This is a genomic window from Pseudoalteromonas sp. RB2-MNA-CIBAN-0110 (genome assembly GCF_040309305.1).
Taxonomy (GTDB): Bacteria; Pseudomonadota; Gammaproteobacteria; order Enterobacterales; family Alteromonadaceae; genus Pseudoalteromonas; species Pseudoalteromonas arctica.
Genome location: NZ_JBEOOQ010000023.1, coordinates 43214 through 59101 on the forward strand (window position 1 = coordinate 43214; position 15888 = coordinate 59101).

Below are 15888 nucleotides of genomic sequence, written 5' to 3' on the forward strand. Positions count from 1 at the left end.
ATACCTTAGGTGTATATGTTCTATATAGTGCCCACTAAATACATTTAAAGTTGAGCCGTCATCTCTTTAGGGTTAAACACTAAGCCATGGCGACTAACATGTTCTGCAAAATTTTCGGCTGGCATTGGTTTAGCAAAGTAAAAGCCCTGAAATTCTTTACACCCCATTTGCGTCATTATTGCTACTTGCTCTTGGGTTTCTACTCCTTCGGCTACACACTTAATATCAAGCTCTTCACACATAACGTGCACCGCTTTAACTAAACTTTTTTGACGCGTAGAGCTCGTTACTTGGCTTATTAATGAGCGATCTAACTTGAGCTTGTTAATAGGGTAATCGGCAAGGCGTGCAATATTAGAATAACCCACCCCAAAATCATCGACCGAAATAGTAAAACCCCACGATTGCAGCGTTTGCATAAGCTTTAGCGAATGCGCTTGGTTTGCCTCAAGAGAGGTTTCAGTCAGTTCTAACTCTATTTGAGGTGGCTTTACGTTAAAGTCGGCAAGGTATTTAACCAGTTTTGACATAAAATCGGTTTGGCTAAAATCAATTAGAGATATATTTATTGCCACCGGCACACTCGGTAAACCCGCCTTGGTCCAATCGGCAATTTGAGCGCACACCTTTTGAATAATCAGGTCGGTTAGCCGACTAACCATTCTGTATTCTTCGGCAATAGGAATAAATATCACTGGCGACACATTACCCAGTATTGGACTGTTCCAACGCGCTAAGGCTTCAAGCCCTATACATTGACCCGTTGCATCTACTTTAGGTTGATAGTGCACCGACAAATCGCCCTGCTGAAGCGCTTCATCTAATAACATTGAAATTTCGTATTTTTCGATAAAAGCTTGTGATTGTTTTTCGTTATAACCACTAAGGGCCATATTACAATTTGCTAGTTTAAGTGCTTCGCATGCATTGCTAAGTACTGTTGCGCTGTTTTTTCCATGATCAGGATACTTTGCAAAACCAAATAAAAATGATTGCTGACACTTAGTACCAAATACATTATATGTTTTATCTAATGTATTTTTTATTTGCATTAATAGCTTATCTTCTAGCTCGTTTTGCGAGTTTGCGCCAATTATAAAAGCAAGCTTTCCTACTCCTATATGAGCACACAACAGCGGCCCATCTGGCATCGCTTTTAAACGCTTGTACGCGTTAATAAGTAATGCTTGAGAGTCGGCTTTAGTGAGCTTCAAATTTAAGTATTCACTATTTGCACTTTGCGCAACAACGATATAAAAACCTTTTTGGTATTTGCTTGTTAATCTGTCGCATTGCAGCTCAAACCATTCTCTATTAGGTAGTTTTGTTTGCGAGTCTCTAAAGCGTAAACGTTTATTTTCTTGTTCCATCATCGATAAATTTTGTTTAATGAGCTGCTCTTGCGTGCAATCGTAAAAGTCGTATACACGGTAGTTTGTACTCATTGTTATTTGCTGATAACTGGCTTTAAAATAACTTTTTTTGTACTTCACAATTTTATTTTGAGCATTAGAGTCGTCAAAAACTAAGGCCGGAAATAAATGAGAAAGATTAACGCTTCCTTCTTTTAATTCTTTTTTTATACCAAACATATCAATAGCATGTTGATTAAAATCAGTAATGACAAGGTTTTCGTCAACAATAATTTTGGCTTTATTTGATTCGGTGAACAGGCTTCGATAAAGCTCATTTTTATCTTTAAGGTGTGTATTAGCGCTTATCATTGTTTTGTTTAAACGCTTAGCAGCCACAATTGTGCGCGCCACAGCAAGGGGAATACAAATGTTAAAAAATAAAAATATAAGCCCTGTAATGTATAAGTCAGCGTCGGGAAGTTGTTGAGCTATGCCGGTTAAACCCGAGACATCAACGTTATTGATGATCATATAAAACGGCGCAATATTTAATACGCCATAAGCAAGGGCTGTTCTATAACCAAGTAGCATAAGTGCGATTATCGGGCAAGAATACATATACATAGAGCCCACTTTAGCAAGCTCTAGGTCTGTTAAAAATAAGTTCATTGACACGCTAGCAGCTACAATGGCTATTAAAAGTGCATGAGCGCTAAAGTGATAAAAACGCTTACTTGCTATAAGTAAACCACATGCAGTAGCAAGAAAACTGCTTGTTAATACAACAATATAAATTAAGTTAAATTCAATAGCGCTTGTGTACGTGTGGCACGCCACAGCAAAACATAACACCATTACTAATGATAGAATAATGCGCAGTGCACTTATTCGCCAATTAGCAACCTGACCAGGGGCTGAATAATGGTCATTTAATAAAAAGAATCTATTGAAAAAATGCATAATAAACAACAGTTAAAGCTCATTCTTCTATTAGACATTGATAGCTTGTTAAAATCAATCTAATGAATGTAATTACTATTTACATAGTTCTATAAAATAGACAAATGTAAACCTACCTGTTAACCGTTAAACAATCATTTTTCGAGTGTTTTTACAGTTATCTTCTTTAAGAGCGAAACCACTGCACCCTAAAAATTCACCGTGCTTAGATTTGCGTTTACGCATTTCGCGACCACACTTTTCACAAATTGGGTGCTGCGTTTTACACTCTGTATTCACACATTGTGAGTACGTGTTTTTATCAATCGATGGGCCACTACAGCTTTTACACACTCGTAATTTAGTTTCGCAAATTTGCGTATTAGTACAACTATAATAATCACCATATTGACCCGTTTTTGGCACTATTAAACCGTCGCTGCACGTACTACACTCTCTTTGCTTTAGTTGCGACTTATTAAACAACGTTGAAGCGATTTGAATGGGATAATTGTCATTTACTAATTCTTTTACAAACGCTGAGCATGCATAAGGGTCTGCAATTAAATACGCTTTATGTTTAGCGCGCGTAATACCTACATAAAGCAAACGCCTTTCCTCTGAGTGAGTGAATTCATCTTGCTCTGGTAATAACGCCTCCACCAGCACATTATTTTGATTATCGCTAGGAAACCCTAATTTACCTTGTTCAAAACCAATAATAATACAGTAATCGGCTTCAAGCCCTTTGGCACTATGCAATGTCCAAAAATAAAGAGAGTTTGTATGCTTTTTATCTTTTAAATGCTGCTGCACGCTATTTAACATGTATCTATATCGACTAAGTATGGCAATGCTCGCTGATGCATCGTTTTTTTGAATAGTGCTTATGCTCTGTTGTACTTTCATTTCTATCGATTTAGTACCTTGGTATAAATCGTCTAATAAAATAACTTGTGGTGTGGTTACTTGCGTTTGTGTGCTGATCTGCTTTTTATATTGCTCAGGGTTTTGCATTACAAAACGCCCTGCTACATCACTAATACTATTGTTATATCTAAATGTTTTTTTCAACATAGTAAGTGAGTGGCTGCCCACTAATTCATTAAAGCGTGTAGTAAGCGCTAAATTACCACCCGAGAACCGATAAATTGCTTGCCAGTCATCACCAACCGCAGTAAAGCGTATTCCGTTACCATGTTTTAATATGGCATTTATGAAAGCCATACGCGCGCTTGATATATCTTGAAACTCATCAACTAAAATGTGGCTCCACACAATATTAAAATCTCCGCTTACTATCGCCTTTGTTGCTTGAATAATCATGTCGTCAAAATCAATGGTACTTTGCGCGTTTAGTTCATTTATATAAGCATCATGAATTTGCACTAACAAGTTTGCATATTGCTGGTAATTTTTAATACCACTTTGCTTAATGCGCTGTGCTATTTGCTTGTTACTTAGTTGCTCCACTCGAATAGCTTGTAAACATTTTATGTACTTATCAATGCCTTGCTGTAACTGCCCTGAGTTATTTAAAGTATGAAATATTTCGTCGTTACTTAAAGGTGTTAATTCAACATTATGCTGCTTTAATTGCTCTACGAGGGCTTGCTCTAGCTTTCCTTCTACCCAGTTGTAATGAAAGGTCTCGAGTAAGGTGGTGCCATTTTGTTTATGCAGTTTGCGCTTAAATGCAATTTGCTCGTTATAGTGTTTTTTATCTATATCGGCACGTGTATTCCCTTGCCTATCAATGCCAAAGTGCTCTAGGTAAATATCATATTGAGGTATATAAAAGTCTGGTTGGTATTGCCCACTTAGCTCTGCGCCTTGGCTAAAGTGATAATTCACCTCATAACTATGCGGTACGCAATTCAAATGCAGCCAGTTTGAAATAAGCACTTCCTGATAACTTTTTACTTTATGACCCGCAAGGCTACGGTATTCGTTATCGCGTACGTACCGCTCGTACTGTGCATTATCTTTAAAGCTAAATATATCAATCGGCTCATGGAGTAAATCTACAAATGCTTTTAAAAACTGTGGCTCGGTTTGTATTTTTTTACTTACCCACCCAGTTAACCAACTATTTAATTGAACTGGGTCAGTTGCAAATTTTGACAACTCGATTGGCTTTTTAGCACTTTGTAGTAATTTAAGCCCAAGCGCATGAAACGTTAAAATAGTGGGTGCTTTGGTATGCAATTTTGCATGCGTGGCGCGTTTAATAAAGCGCTCTTTAAGCTCATTTGCTGCTGTTTTATTATAGGCCAGCACCAAAATTTGCTCAGGCTTGGCAATATTGCATGCTATTAAATCTAAAGACTTTGCTACCATCACAGATGTTTTACCTGTGCCTGCTGCTGCTAATACTAAATTTTTATCGTTATCGCGTATTACCGCTAAGCGCTGCTCTGTTGTTAATGGATTTGACTCTACTTGATTAAAAAAGTCATTTTTAAGAGTTAGTTGTTTTTTTTCATATTTATGGCGCAACTGTGCAATTGCATCGTGAGTATTGGGCGTAGTGCTCAGTATATTTAAAAATTTAATACTACTTTGCGATAAGTGTTGTTGCCACACACTTGTACTTTTAGCGTACTGCTTGGTAAGCAAAAACACATCATTATTAAGTGTTTTTATGGAACTATCACGTAAAAACTCATCTAAAGCATAACGCTTGAGCGAAATCTTTGCGTTATTTACCTTTTGCTCAAGCAGGGCTGAAAAACGCGTGTTAAGGGCAGTATTTAAAGCGTTCGCTTGTGATTTGTTTAAAAAGCTAATTGATGTATTACTACTGTCGCACAAATTAATTTTGGCGCTAAATAAACGGTTTTTAAGTATTGAGTAATTATAAAAGTCTTTAATTAAAAATGTCCGTGCGGGAGCACGTCTAAAATGCACAACAAGGCGCTCTTGTTCAATAGTTACGTGTTTAATACGGGTAAAAAAACGGCCTAGCCAACTTGGGGTAGCAATATACTGCGCCATAATACTCAATATGAAGATATGCTTTACCTTGATTGTAACATACTCTTTTGTAATACATTTAGCGCTAAATCGGTGCTTACTTAGTAAACAATTTAATTGGTAAGTTAGTTTTTAAACCTGATGATTAATATTTTATTTACAACCATTAACAAATTTAAACGTTTATAGATAGCTTGTTGTGTAACAATGCACATATACAAACTTACACTTCATATAATTGTTAGGTATATCCCCAATTAAACAATTATTTACAGCCTAATTAAGTGGTTTAAAGGAGCTAACATGCTTAAAAAATGCATTACCACAACGGCTTTAATTTTAGCATTATGCGCTTGCACGTCAGAAACAGAGTCGGATTTAGTAAAAACACAAGGTATTTGGGCAGGTTTTGAACTGGTTTCTGACGGTAACCGCACGCGTGTTAACGCAGAACTAAATGCAGGCAATGCTAATGGCTCTAACATTGTTTTAAGCGATAGCGACTCATTACAAGCTGTTGTTAATAGCACTGCTATTGTACTTACAAAAGATACCGACTTTTTAGACGTTGATTACCAAGCGTATATAAATGCCACTGACGATAACCAACAGTTTGATATAAAATTTAAACGGGACGATGGTATAAATGCTAATTCGAGCGTGGAGTTGCCTTTAAATTTTATTATTTTAACCCCGAGTAACAATCAAAATTTTGATATTAATAGTCCCCTTACAGTTCAGCTAGATGGCACTGATCCTAATAGTACTAGCCAAGTAAAACTTAGCAGTAGCTGTACTAACAATAATAATGAAACACTTTTAGAATCAACGCTTTTTGCGCTTAACACTTCGCGCCTTGAAATAAATCTGCAAAGTTTAGATATGTTTAGCAGCTCGCAAGTAGATCAAAGTAAAACGTGTGATTTAACAATTAGTGTGAAACGCGATCGATTTGGTAGTATTTCGGGTGAATACGCAAACCAAAGCTATATTAAATCCCAGCAATCGCGCGCTATAAAAAATATGACTTTAACGTTTTAATTTGCACGCTAATTTACTCAGCGTTAAGCTACGCCTTTATTAAGTAACTCTACCAATTGTAATTGCCCTCCTTATTTATAGGAGAGCTAATAACAATTGATATAAAGGTTTATTATGACTAACAGCACATACCCTATTGGCACACCTGGCAAAAAATGGAATAACAACGATAAAGCCCAGTGGTTAACACGCCAAAACATTAAACGCAGTTACCAAAACGAAGTCGTAACGCTAATTAATGACCTTAAAAACACATTAAATATAGAGCAATACGGCGAGCTTAATTACGCCGCTGGCATTTACCCATTATATATATTAAAAACACCTAATTTTAATGCTAATAAACCAACTGTTTTAATCACCGGTGGTGTACATGGCTACGAAACCAGTGGCGTACATGGCGCACTTAGGTTTGCTAAAACATCGGCTATGCAATATTGCGAACAGTTTAATATTATAATTGCACCCTGCATTAGCCCTTGGGGATATGAAACTATAAACCGCTGGAACCCAGACGCCATTGATCCTAACCGCTCATTTTACGAGGGCAGCCCAGCTCAAGAGTCAGCCGCTATTATGGCGTTTGTAAAATCACTCGATGTAGACTTAGTCGCTCATATTGATTTACACGAAACAACGGATAGCGATAACAGTGAATTTAGACCCGCACTCGCTGCGCGTGAAGGCACTACAAATACTAACTGGAACATACCTGACGGGTTTTATTTAGTTGCAGATAGCAAAAAGCCTGAGCCGGAGTTTCAAAAAGTCATTATAGAAAGCGTTGCAAAGGTAACTCATATTGCACCAAGCGATGAAAACAACCAGCTAATAGGCGTACCTCAAGAGCAATTTGGTGTGATTAACTATGCAGCTCGAGAGTTAGGTTTATGTATGGGCTTTACAGATGCACCCTATGTAACCACAACAGAGGTATACCCTGATAGTCCAACAGCCACAGATGAAGAATGTATTTTGGCGCAAGTAGCGGTTATTAAAAGCGCGCTTGACTATATTAAAGCACTTTAATAAGTTTGCAGCCGCTTGTACCCTCTTGGCTGCTAAACTAAATTTAGATAAAAAGCTAATTTAGGAGGTATTAATGGAATACAAAAATAAAAACGGACACGTTAATTTATCGCTTGAAAATAATATAGTTATTGCACAATTTAGCGGAAACCTAGAACTTGAGCTTTTAAGTAATTTTAAAACAGCGCTTTTTGAAACCATTCAATCATTTAAAGGCGAGAAATGGGGTTATATAAGTGACTCATCAAACGTTGTAGCTGCAACCCCACAGGCCGAGCAAGAAATGGTAGCCATAAGCCACAGCATGCAGCAAAACAACTGTTTAATTAGCGCGTTTGTGCTTACATCACCTATTGCTATAAGCCAAATGCAACGAATAATGCAAAACGCCAAAAGAGACGTTTCTTTCAAAGATTGTCTTTTTGATAATCTAGAATCGGCAAAGCATTTTATTTTAAATGAATTAAACAACGACTTGAGCTAGGTAAAGCTCAAGTCTTTGTTTATATAGAGCTTATATACTGTACTAATTTTTATAAAATTGGCTGTCTTTGGTTATAGTAATGCTGGCATCTTCTTGCGCTGTTACTACAAATTGTAACTTACTCACTTTGTGCGCAATATTGTAACCATCGGCTGTTACAGTAACGGGGACTCTTTTCATCGCACCCGGTTGTATAAGTGTAGAACTTGGACTTGAGAGTGTTGCTTCTGGCAAGCCCTCTATGGCAATACTGTAATGCAGTGCTTGCTGCGTTTTATTAATAATTGTAAGTGTATAAGGGTTTTCTACAAGGCCCTCGTAGTTCACTCTATAAAGCGCATTCCTATCGCGTAGTACTGAGGCTTCTATTGGTGTACGTTGCAGCATCCATGCAAACATAGAAATGATTAACAAAGCCGTTAATGCGCCGTATCCTACTAGTTTTAACCTAAATGGATTGGTTTTTTTACCTTCCATTTGTTTTTCACTCGCGTATTTAATTAAGCCTTTTTCGTAACCAAATTTTTCCATGGTATCGTCGCAGGCATCAATACATAAGCCACAGTTTATACATTCATATTGCAATCCATTTCGAATGTCTATTCCTGCAGGGCATACCTCTACACACAAGTTACAGTCTACACAGTCACCTAAGTTAAGCTCTTTTGGATCAGCTTTGCGTTTACGTGGTCCTCGGCTTTCACCTCGCTCGTTATCATATGTAACAAGCAACGTATCTTTATCAAACATAACAGCCTGAAAACGAGAATAAGGGCAAGCAATTGTGCACATTTTCTCGCGTAAAAACCCAGCATTACCGTAGGTGCAAAAAGCAAATAAAAACACCCAAAAGCTCGTTATACCTGACCACTCAAACGTAAGCATTTCCATATACAAACTTTTTGCCGGAATAAAATATGCCATAAACGAGGTGGCGGTTAAAACTGAAATAACAATCCACGCACTGTGCTTAGTTATTTTTTTGCGCCAAGTGCTTAGCGTCCACTGTGATTTATCTAATTTAATTCGCTGATTTCGAGTGCCTTCTATGCGTTGCTCTACCCACGAAAACATGAGCATCCATATTGTTTGCGGGCACGTATAACCACACCAAACCCGACCAAGCCAGTTAGTTACAAAAAATAATGCAAAAGCCCCCACCATAAATAGCAGGGCTAAAATCATAAAATCTTGAGGAAGGAGTGTTAGACCAAAAATAGTAAAAGTTTGCGTTGCCACATCAAGCAGCACAGCTTGTTGTCCGTTATATTGGATCCACGGTATTGCAATAAAAGTTAGCATTAACAGCCAACCTAAATTACGGCGTATGCGCTGAAAAAATCCTTTTTGCTCGCGGATATAAATTGGCCCTTCGGTGTTATAGGGCTTAATGATCATGTCTTCTTCTTTAATATCAAACTTCATAGTACTTGCTTCATAATGACGGGTATTATGCAAGTATTTGCAACTTTCAGACCAAGCTGAAACTTTATTTACATCATTGATATTAAACAGTTTATTTCAACGCAACAAAATAAAATTCGCGACATTAAACGCGCTTCGCGATATATCACGAATTTTTAGCAATTCCTAACTTTCGCATTTTTGAGCGTAGTGTACTCTCAGGTAAGCCCAATTTAACTGCTGCCCCTTTATCACCCGATATTTGCCAGTGCGATAACGCGAGAACAGAGGTTATATGCTGCTTTTGGGCCTCATCAAGCGTAAGTGAAGGGTTAATAACTACTTCACCACCCGCTTGCAAAGGCTGACTTAGCTGTAGTACAGCCTGATTAGATAAAATAGCTTCGCGTTCAAGTACATTTTGCAGCTCTCTAATATTGCCAGGCCAATTGTAGGCTTGCAGCTGCGTAATTGCTTTTTTACTTAGCCCTTTTAAGTGTTTACCCAGTCGTTTATTTATCTGCGCAATTAAATTAGCGCATAAATAAGGAATATCCTCTTTTCGATCTTTAAGGTCGGGTACTTTTATAGGAAATACATTAAGCCGATAATACAAATCAATTCTAAACGTGCCCTTTTGTACCATTTCCCACAGGTCGCGGTTAGTCGCTGCAATCACTCTAATATTTACTTTTAGCGTATTGCTGCCACCCACACGTTCAAACTCTTGTTCTTGCAGGACTCTTAGTAGTTTACTTTGCGCCTCAAGTGGAAGCTCTGCTATTTCATCTAAAAACAAGGTGCCTTTATCAGCAAGTTCAAAACGCCCTTTACGGCGTTCATTTGCACCTGTAAACGCGCCTTTTTCATGGCCAAAAAGTTCCGATTCTAGCAAACTTGGGGTAAATGCGGCGCAATTTACTTTTATAAAGGCTTGTTCGCTACGCTTGCTTAGTCGATACAAATTACGGGCTACTAATTCTTTACCCGTGCCATTTTCGCCAAGTATAAGCACTGTGCTGTCGGTTTCACTCACCAGTTTTATTTGATCTAACATGGTTTGAAATATATGACTTTGTCCAACTAGCCCTGAGTCTTGCCAATCTTCGTTAAGTTCTGCAATTAAGTAGTTGTTTTCATCTTTTAGCTGCTCACTTAAATGATTTACTTGCTTAAGTGCCTCTTGCAAAGCATTTTGTGTTTGTTGTTGCAGTGATATATCGCGAAATACCGCTACAGCACCAATTAACTCATCATTTTTATAAACCGGTGTTGAGGTGTATTCCACTGCAAATGAGCTGCCGTCTTTACGCCAAAAAACTTCATTTTTAACTTCACGACGTTTGCCGTCAAACATGGTGCAATATATTTGGCATTCATCAGCGGGATAAGGTGTGCCATCAGCATGAGTATGGTGATGATATTGGTGTATTTTTTTACCTAATAACTCGTCTGCTCGCCAACCTGTCATGCGCTCAGCGGCAGGATTAACAAACACCGCATTACCCGATAGGTCAAAACCGTATATGCCCTCACCTACTGCGTTTAGCAATAATTTAGGATCGTTTAAAAATTGTTTTATCATAAATGTACCTCGCGAAATATCGCGAGCATTATGGCAATTTTATACATTAAGTGCACTCATTACTTAAAATGCACTTACGTGTAAATTAAGACGCTATAAATAGTGCTGAAATAGCGTTTTTACATCTATTTTTGCACCTAGCCTTGCGGCTATTAAGTAAAGTCCTGCAAGTTTTCGGTGAATAAATAGCGCATCAACGGGCGGTGTATGCCATTGCTGAGATTGCCCACTAAGAGCAAGCCCTGCATTTTTAATTTTGAGCGCGAGTTCGCTATTTTTAAAATCAAATTCCCCTTCTGCTCTCAGTGGCTCGCACGCCATTAAGAATAAATCAATGACGTTGTTTTTATACTCATCAACTAAGTCATTTTTAAAATAACCAATGTGTGAAGCCGCTCTAAGTACACCTTCTCTGTTGTTTTCACTACCCGCTTTAAATAAAGCTAAATAAGCGCGGCTAAGCTCGGTTGATATTTCTCGCGTTGCACCAAAATCAAATAAAACAATTTTTTGTGTATCAAGCTGATAATGAAAATTGGCAAAATTAGGATCGGTTTGAATTAATTTAAATTCAAACATTTCTTTAAAAAACAAATCAATAAGTTGCTCTGCAACAAAGCTTTTTTGACTATCAGGTAGCTCTGTAATGCTCTCAATGGGCTCTGCTTTTATATATTCCATAGTAAGTACTTGTTGTGTGCTGTGCTCTGGATATACGTTAGGCACTTTAAAGTGGGGATTACTTGCTAGTGCATTTTTATAACGTATTAAGTACTGAGCCTCCCGCTTATAATCAGCCTCGGCTAATAACTGCGCTTTAGCCTCACTAATAAGTGGTTTAATATTGAGATCTTTTGGCAATAATCGAGAAATCGTTAATAAAGAAATAACGTTATCGACATCACTTACTACACTTTTTGCAATACCAGGATATTGAATTTTAACAGCAAGCTGATCGCCATTTTCTCTATAAGCTAAATGAACTTGCCCTATAGAAGCCGCTGCAAAAGGCCTTAACTCAATATGAGAAAAGCGCGCTAGCCACTCATCCCCCCATTGCTCTTTTAACACCTCAACAAGCTGCTTATGAGGCATTGGATTCGCGTCCGAGCGCAGTAAAGCAAGTAACTGAGCCAATTCAGGACTAAGTAAATCACCGGCATCCATTGAAAGTAATTGCCCGAGCTTCATTGCAGCGCCACGTAAATGAGATAGCTGTGTGGCTAGCTTTTCAATATTTTTAGGTTGTAGTAGCAAGCTTTTATTGTCCCAACCTTTACCGGTTAGCGCGCTCTTAGCGCCATCAACTAACATATTGGTAGCAACACCTGTGGCAAGTGAGCCTAATTTTGCAAAGCGAGAAAGCCGAGAAGTGGGAACAGTACGAGGAGCCGCCATAATATTAAAACCTAATTAGCCTGAAAGTCAGGCTAATTAATACGTATATTGTAAGTAGGTAGATCTACTTATAGACGAGGTACTAGCTTAATTGCACCTTCAACCACTTTCATATCAAGTGGAAGCTTACTAAGTAGCATCATTTTAGGGTCATCCATATTTAGAGTATAAACAGGGTTAACCGCTAAAAAAGCATTAATAACATCCATTGCTTGGCTATCAAGTGCACCTAAATTACCTTTGAAACCACCGGCATCAACACTCGAATCAAGTAATTTAATATTACGTAAAAACACTGCTTTTTTCTCACTGTCGTAAAATGGGCTACCTTCAATTTGTAGCTTTAAACGCACTGGGTATTTAAGTGCGAATGCATTAATTTCAGCGCTTGAATCGGCACCAAGAACAACAACATCGCGGTTATCAGGCCCAATATTTACACTTAAGTCGTTTACATCAAACTGAACTGGCAAACCCATTAAGCTTACTTTTTCACTTAACTTTGGTAATTGCTTACCCAGTACAGACTCAACCTCAGAGTTAGTAAATGAATATACTGATATGCCTTGCGTGGTATTACAGGCAGTTAAAAATAACGCTGCAATAATAACTAAAATTCTCATGAGAACCCTTTTGTTTATAAATTAGTGATACAAAAAAAAGCCGCTATTAAAGCGGCTTATTAAAATAGTAACCAGCATATATTACGCTAGTTTTAGTGCATTAAGCTGCAAGTGTCGCTTTAAGTCGCGTTAGTGTGTCAGGTTCAACTGAACCAGCACTGAGCGCTAATAACTGTTTTAAATAATAGTTTAAATCAGCATGTTCGCCACGATGTTTGTCATCTAACATGGCTACTTGTTCTGCCATTCTAAGTGACTTATCGGTTGAACTTACGTTCGCTAATATTTCCATGCGCGTAATAAGTTGCTCTGTATTTAATGCTGTTTTAAGTGGTGCTTGATACTGACTTGGTAACGCTTCATTGTTTTCAAGTGCTGTAATTAACGCATCTAGATTAGCTTGCTCTGATTTGCTTGTAAGCAGTGCAAGTTTATCGTCAATAGCTGCTAGTAGCTTAGTAACTTTTGGCGCTAACGATCTAAATTGCGTGTACCCTTTCACTTTTGTTTCTAGGTCGTGCAACTGTGCTCTTTGATTTACATCGCTAAGTGCTGCTTCAAGCTCAGCAAGTTCTGCAACTGCTTGTTTATCTGACTCATTTTGATCAAGTTTTTGCTGCTCAAATTCACTACTACGTTTAGTAAATGTTTCATCGTTAAATTGACGAAATTTTTGCCATAACGCATTTTCAGCTTTTAAACCTGCAAAACCAATTGTTTGCCATTGCTGCTGCATTTGCTTCAACTCTTGGCACGCAGCGGCTAAATCATCGCTTTGTGATAATTGCTGCGCTTTTTCTACTAATTCATTTTTAAGTAAGGCATTACTTTTATGAAATGCGTTTAATAAAGCCAGTACTTGTTGTTGCTCGCTTTTATAACGATCGTTTAGTGTACGGTATGTTTTAGGGTCAACTTTACCTACACTGCGCCACGCTTTGTTTAAACGATTGTATTGGCTTTCATATTGTTTCCAATCAAAGTCATCCTCAGCCGTAGGCTGTAAATGAAGCGCGTGCATGTCGCTAATAATACTTTCGCGTTGTGCTTTTGAGGCCTCGCGTTGTACTTCTTGCTCTGCAAAGTAACTACGACAAGGTGCAAATAACAGCTCGATTTTTTCATCAAACTGCACGCCTTGTTGCTTTTCTTCATCTGTATCTAAACGACCTAACTCGTTCCAACGCTTACGTAGCACTTTTACTTGCTCTGCGCGTTGTTGTGGGTCAGTACACTCTTCACTTACTAATGCACTTACTTCCTCTAATAAAGCTTCACGCTTTGGTGCTGCAGCGTATTTTTGCCAATCTTTAGCATCTGCAAGTTGCGCTTCAAGTTCCGCTTTTATATTTACAAGCGGCTGTTGATATTGCTCAGTGAGTGTATTAAATAACTCTTCAAACCCTTTAAACACGCCAAAGGCAACATTAAAACGACCTTCTTCAATTAGGCGTTTAACATCACGAGCTTTGCGTTTTGCTTGGCTTTGGTTTTTTTCAAGTGGCTTAACTAGCTCACTCATTGGTGCTAAAAATTGCTTTTTATGCGTATTTAACTGTGTTTTAAACGTACTTTGCAGTGCACCATCTAAAATATTTAAATGACTACGCGCTGCTTTAAAACCATTATTAAATTCAGTTAGAGTTGCATCGTATTGCGCTAAATCTTCTGCTGGCTTAATTTCGCATAATGCTGCAAAAGCGAGTTTGTACTCTTTAATAGCCGTTGTTAGCTCAGGTAACTTAGCAACTTGAGTAAATAGTTTTTCTAACTTGCTTACAGCCAGTTTAGATTGTGCATTGTTAGCAAGTTCTGTTTCGCTAATAGCTTGCTTAGCTTGCGCTACTTTTGCATCAAGCCAATCTTGCTGAATTTGCTCTGGTGTTTCAAGGCCTAGCTGTAAGGCGTTTTCAATTTCTTCACTTAACGCTTCAACAGTTGCAAGCGCTAGCAATTGGCGCTGTTGTAGCGCTAATTTTTGCTGCTCTTTGTCGTGTACCGCTTTTAGCTGTTCAATGTGTGCATCTAACTTAGTGGTAATCGAAATATATTTTTCGTCAAGAAGCTTAACACGCTCATCACTTAGCCATTTGAGCTCAAGTGCTTGCCACTGGGCCATTAATTCACCGGCTTGTGGATTTACAACACCAAAATCTGTTTTTTCACGTAAGGCATTTAACTTAGCTAAAATAACGCGTGTTGCACTTTCAACCTGCAGTGGCATTTCAATTGCTAAACGCTCATTTTCAATATGCGTTTCAAGTGCTGCTTTTGCACCACCATTCGCATGCTTTAATAATGGCTTAATTAATTGATGAGTAATAACAAGTTCAACTAATTGAGTTTGTAGCTCTTCGCTACCTTCTTTAAATGCTTTTTCTACTAGTTTTGGATTTGCTAAACGTTTTAATAATTTAACGCGTACTTGCAGTTCTTTTTCTGCAAACGCTAACTTTTCGAGTGTTTTAACGGGTGCAAAACGCTCTATGTATTCGTTTTTAATTTGCGGTGTTAGTGCACTCTCGCTATTTAAAACAGCATTAGATATTTGAAGCTCTGCTATATCTTTTAATGCTTGATCTTGTTTATACGCTTTCCACCAAAGTGGTAACTCGTTTACTTTTTGTAGTGCTTTGCGGCGTATTTCAGCTGAGCTGTCTTCAAGTGCTAACGTGTTTAATATGGTTGCATCACGTTCAATGTCTAATTTTTCGATAGCATCAAGACGTACTTGTTGCTTAGGGTGTTTCCATTTCGGTGTAAAAAGGTGCTTAAAGATCATGTTCACTAAACCTAGCTATTTCGTTGTCTGATTTAAATTCTTTTTGTAGTTGAGCTTTTGTCTTTTGGATCATTTCACCATTAGCACCAATCGTAAATTGCTCGTTTGATTGAGCCACTTTTGCTTGATACAACATAACCAACTGCACTGTTTGTTGCTTTTGCTCGTCTGATAAAACGGTACCGTCTGGCCATTTGCCAGTTGATGCACCGTATTGTAAGCGTTCGAATAATTCGGGAGTAATATTTTGTACAAGATTGTCGATATTCATG

Annotated in this window: 11 protein-coding genes; 3 read left to right on the forward strand and 8 right to left on the reverse strand. The window is 38.0% G+C overall.

The window, feature by feature from the left end; translation table 11 throughout:
* Positions 1 to 44: 44 nt before the first annotated feature.
* The gene (locus AAEY68_RS12460) at positions 45 to 2315 is read right to left on the reverse strand and encodes a putative bifunctional diguanylate cyclase/phosphodiesterase (protein ID WP_350586015.1); all 2271 of its coding nucleotides are present in this window, start codon (positions 2313 to 2315) and stop codon (positions 45 to 47) included.
* A gap of 126 nt (positions 2316 to 2441) precedes the next feature.
* Complete coding sequence (locus AAEY68_RS12465) at positions 2442 to 5291, reverse strand: UvrD-helicase domain-containing protein (protein ID WP_350586016.1); 2850 nt, start codon at positions 5289 to 5291, stop codon at positions 2442 to 2444.
* 282 nt (positions 5292 to 5573) lie between these two features.
* Here AAEY68_RS12465 and AAEY68_RS12470 point away from each other — a divergent pair, with 282 nt between their 5' ends.
* From AAEY68_RS12470 to AAEY68_RS12480, 3 genes are all read left to right on the forward strand, one after another.
* A complete protein-coding gene (locus AAEY68_RS12470) occupies positions 5574 to 6311 on the forward strand; it encodes a hypothetical protein (RefSeq protein WP_350586018.1) in 738 nt (245 codons plus the stop codon).
* Between the two features lie 114 nt (positions 6312 to 6425).
* Positions 6426 to 7340, forward strand: a complete 915-nt coding sequence (locus AAEY68_RS12475; protein WP_350586020.1) for a M14 family metallopeptidase — start codon at positions 6426 to 6428, stop codon at positions 7338 to 7340.
* A gap of 73 nt (positions 7341 to 7413) precedes the next feature.
* Positions 7414 to 7824 (forward strand): hypothetical protein, encoded by a 411-nt coding sequence (locus AAEY68_RS12480; protein ID WP_182682951.1) that lies wholly within the window; start codon positions 7414 to 7416, stop codon positions 7822 to 7824.
* Between the two features lie 42 nt (positions 7825 to 7866).
* Here the strand turns inward: AAEY68_RS12480 and ccoG are convergent, their stop codons facing one another.
* The 6 genes from ccoG to AAEY68_RS12510 form a co-directional block, all read right to left on the reverse strand.
* The gene (gene ccoG / locus AAEY68_RS12485) at positions 7867 to 9249 is read right to left on the reverse strand and encodes a cytochrome c oxidase accessory protein CcoG (RefSeq protein WP_350586022.1); all 1383 of its coding nucleotides are present in this window, start codon (positions 9247 to 9249) and stop codon (positions 7867 to 7869) included.
* A 145-nt stretch (positions 9250 to 9394) separates the two neighbouring features.
* Complete coding sequence (locus tag AAEY68_RS12490; RefSeq protein WP_350586024.1) at positions 9395 to 10813, reverse strand: sigma-54 interaction domain-containing protein; 1419 nt, start codon at positions 10811 to 10813, stop codon at positions 9395 to 9397.
* A gap of 93 nt (positions 10814 to 10906) precedes the next feature.
* Complete coding sequence (locus AAEY68_RS12495) at positions 10907 to 12211, reverse strand: ABC1 kinase family protein (RefSeq protein ID WP_024608102.1); 1305 nt, start codon at positions 12209 to 12211, stop codon at positions 10907 to 10909.
* A gap of 68 nt (positions 12212 to 12279) precedes the next feature.
* A complete protein-coding gene (locus tag AAEY68_RS12500; protein ID WP_002960677.1) occupies positions 12280 to 12834 on the reverse strand; it encodes a YceB family lipoprotein in 555 nt (184 codons plus the stop codon).
* 100 nt (positions 12835 to 12934) lie between these two features.
* Positions 12935 to 15616, reverse strand: coding sequence for a DUF349 domain-containing protein (locus tag AAEY68_RS12505; RefSeq protein WP_350586026.1), 2682 nt, complete (start codon positions 15614 to 15616; stop codon positions 12935 to 12937).
* Positions 15606 to 15887, reverse strand: coding sequence for a YeaC family protein (locus AAEY68_RS12510; protein ID WP_007378333.1), 282 nt, complete (start codon positions 15885 to 15887; stop codon positions 15606 to 15608). The genes AAEY68_RS12505 and AAEY68_RS12510 overlap by 11 nt, the downstream gene beginning before the upstream one ends.
* Position 15888: the final 1 nt, after the last annotated feature.

What these genes read in the sequence shown, in the direction of transcription:
- AAEY68_RS12460 (WP_350586015.1), bottom strand. Translation starts at nt 2,315, where the DNA reads ATGCATTTTTTCAATAGATTCTTTTTATTAAATGACCATTATTCAGCC.
- AAEY68_RS12465 (WP_350586016.1), bottom strand. Translation starts at nt 5,291, where the DNA reads ATGGCGCAGTATATTGCTACCCCAAGTTGGCTAGGCCGTTTTTTTACC.
- AAEY68_RS12470 (WP_350586018.1), top strand. Translation starts at nt 5,574, where the DNA reads ATGCTTAAAAAATGCATTACCACAACGGCTTTAATTTTAGCATTATGC.
- AAEY68_RS12475 (WP_350586020.1), top strand. Translation starts at nt 6,426, where the DNA reads ATGACTAACAGCACATACCCTATTGGCACACCTGGCAAAAAATGGAAT.
- AAEY68_RS12480 (WP_182682951.1), top strand. Translation starts at nt 7,414, where the DNA reads ATGGAATACAAAAATAAAAACGGACACGTTAATTTATCGCTTGAAAAT.
- ccoG (WP_350586022.1), bottom strand. Translation starts at nt 9,249, where the DNA reads ATGAAGTTTGATATTAAAGAAGAAGACATGATCATTAAGCCCTATAAC.
- AAEY68_RS12490 (WP_350586024.1), bottom strand. Translation starts at nt 10,813, where the DNA reads ATGATAAAACAATTTTTAAACGATCCTAAATTATTGCTAAACGCAGTA.
- AAEY68_RS12495 (WP_024608102.1), bottom strand. Translation starts at nt 12,211, where the DNA reads ATGGCGGCTCCTCGTACTGTTCCCACTTCTCGGCTTTCTCGCTTTGCA.
- AAEY68_RS12500 (WP_002960677.1), bottom strand. Translation starts at nt 12,834, where the DNA reads ATGAGAATTTTAGTTATTATTGCAGCGTTATTTTTAACTGCCTGTAAT.
- AAEY68_RS12505 (WP_350586026.1), bottom strand. Translation starts at nt 15,616, where the DNA reads ATGATCTTTAAGCACCTTTTTACACCGAAATGGAAACACCCTAAGCAA.
- AAEY68_RS12510 (WP_007378333.1), bottom strand. Translation starts at nt 15,887, where the DNA reads ATGAATATCGACAATCTTGTACAAAATATTACTCCCGAATTATTCGAA.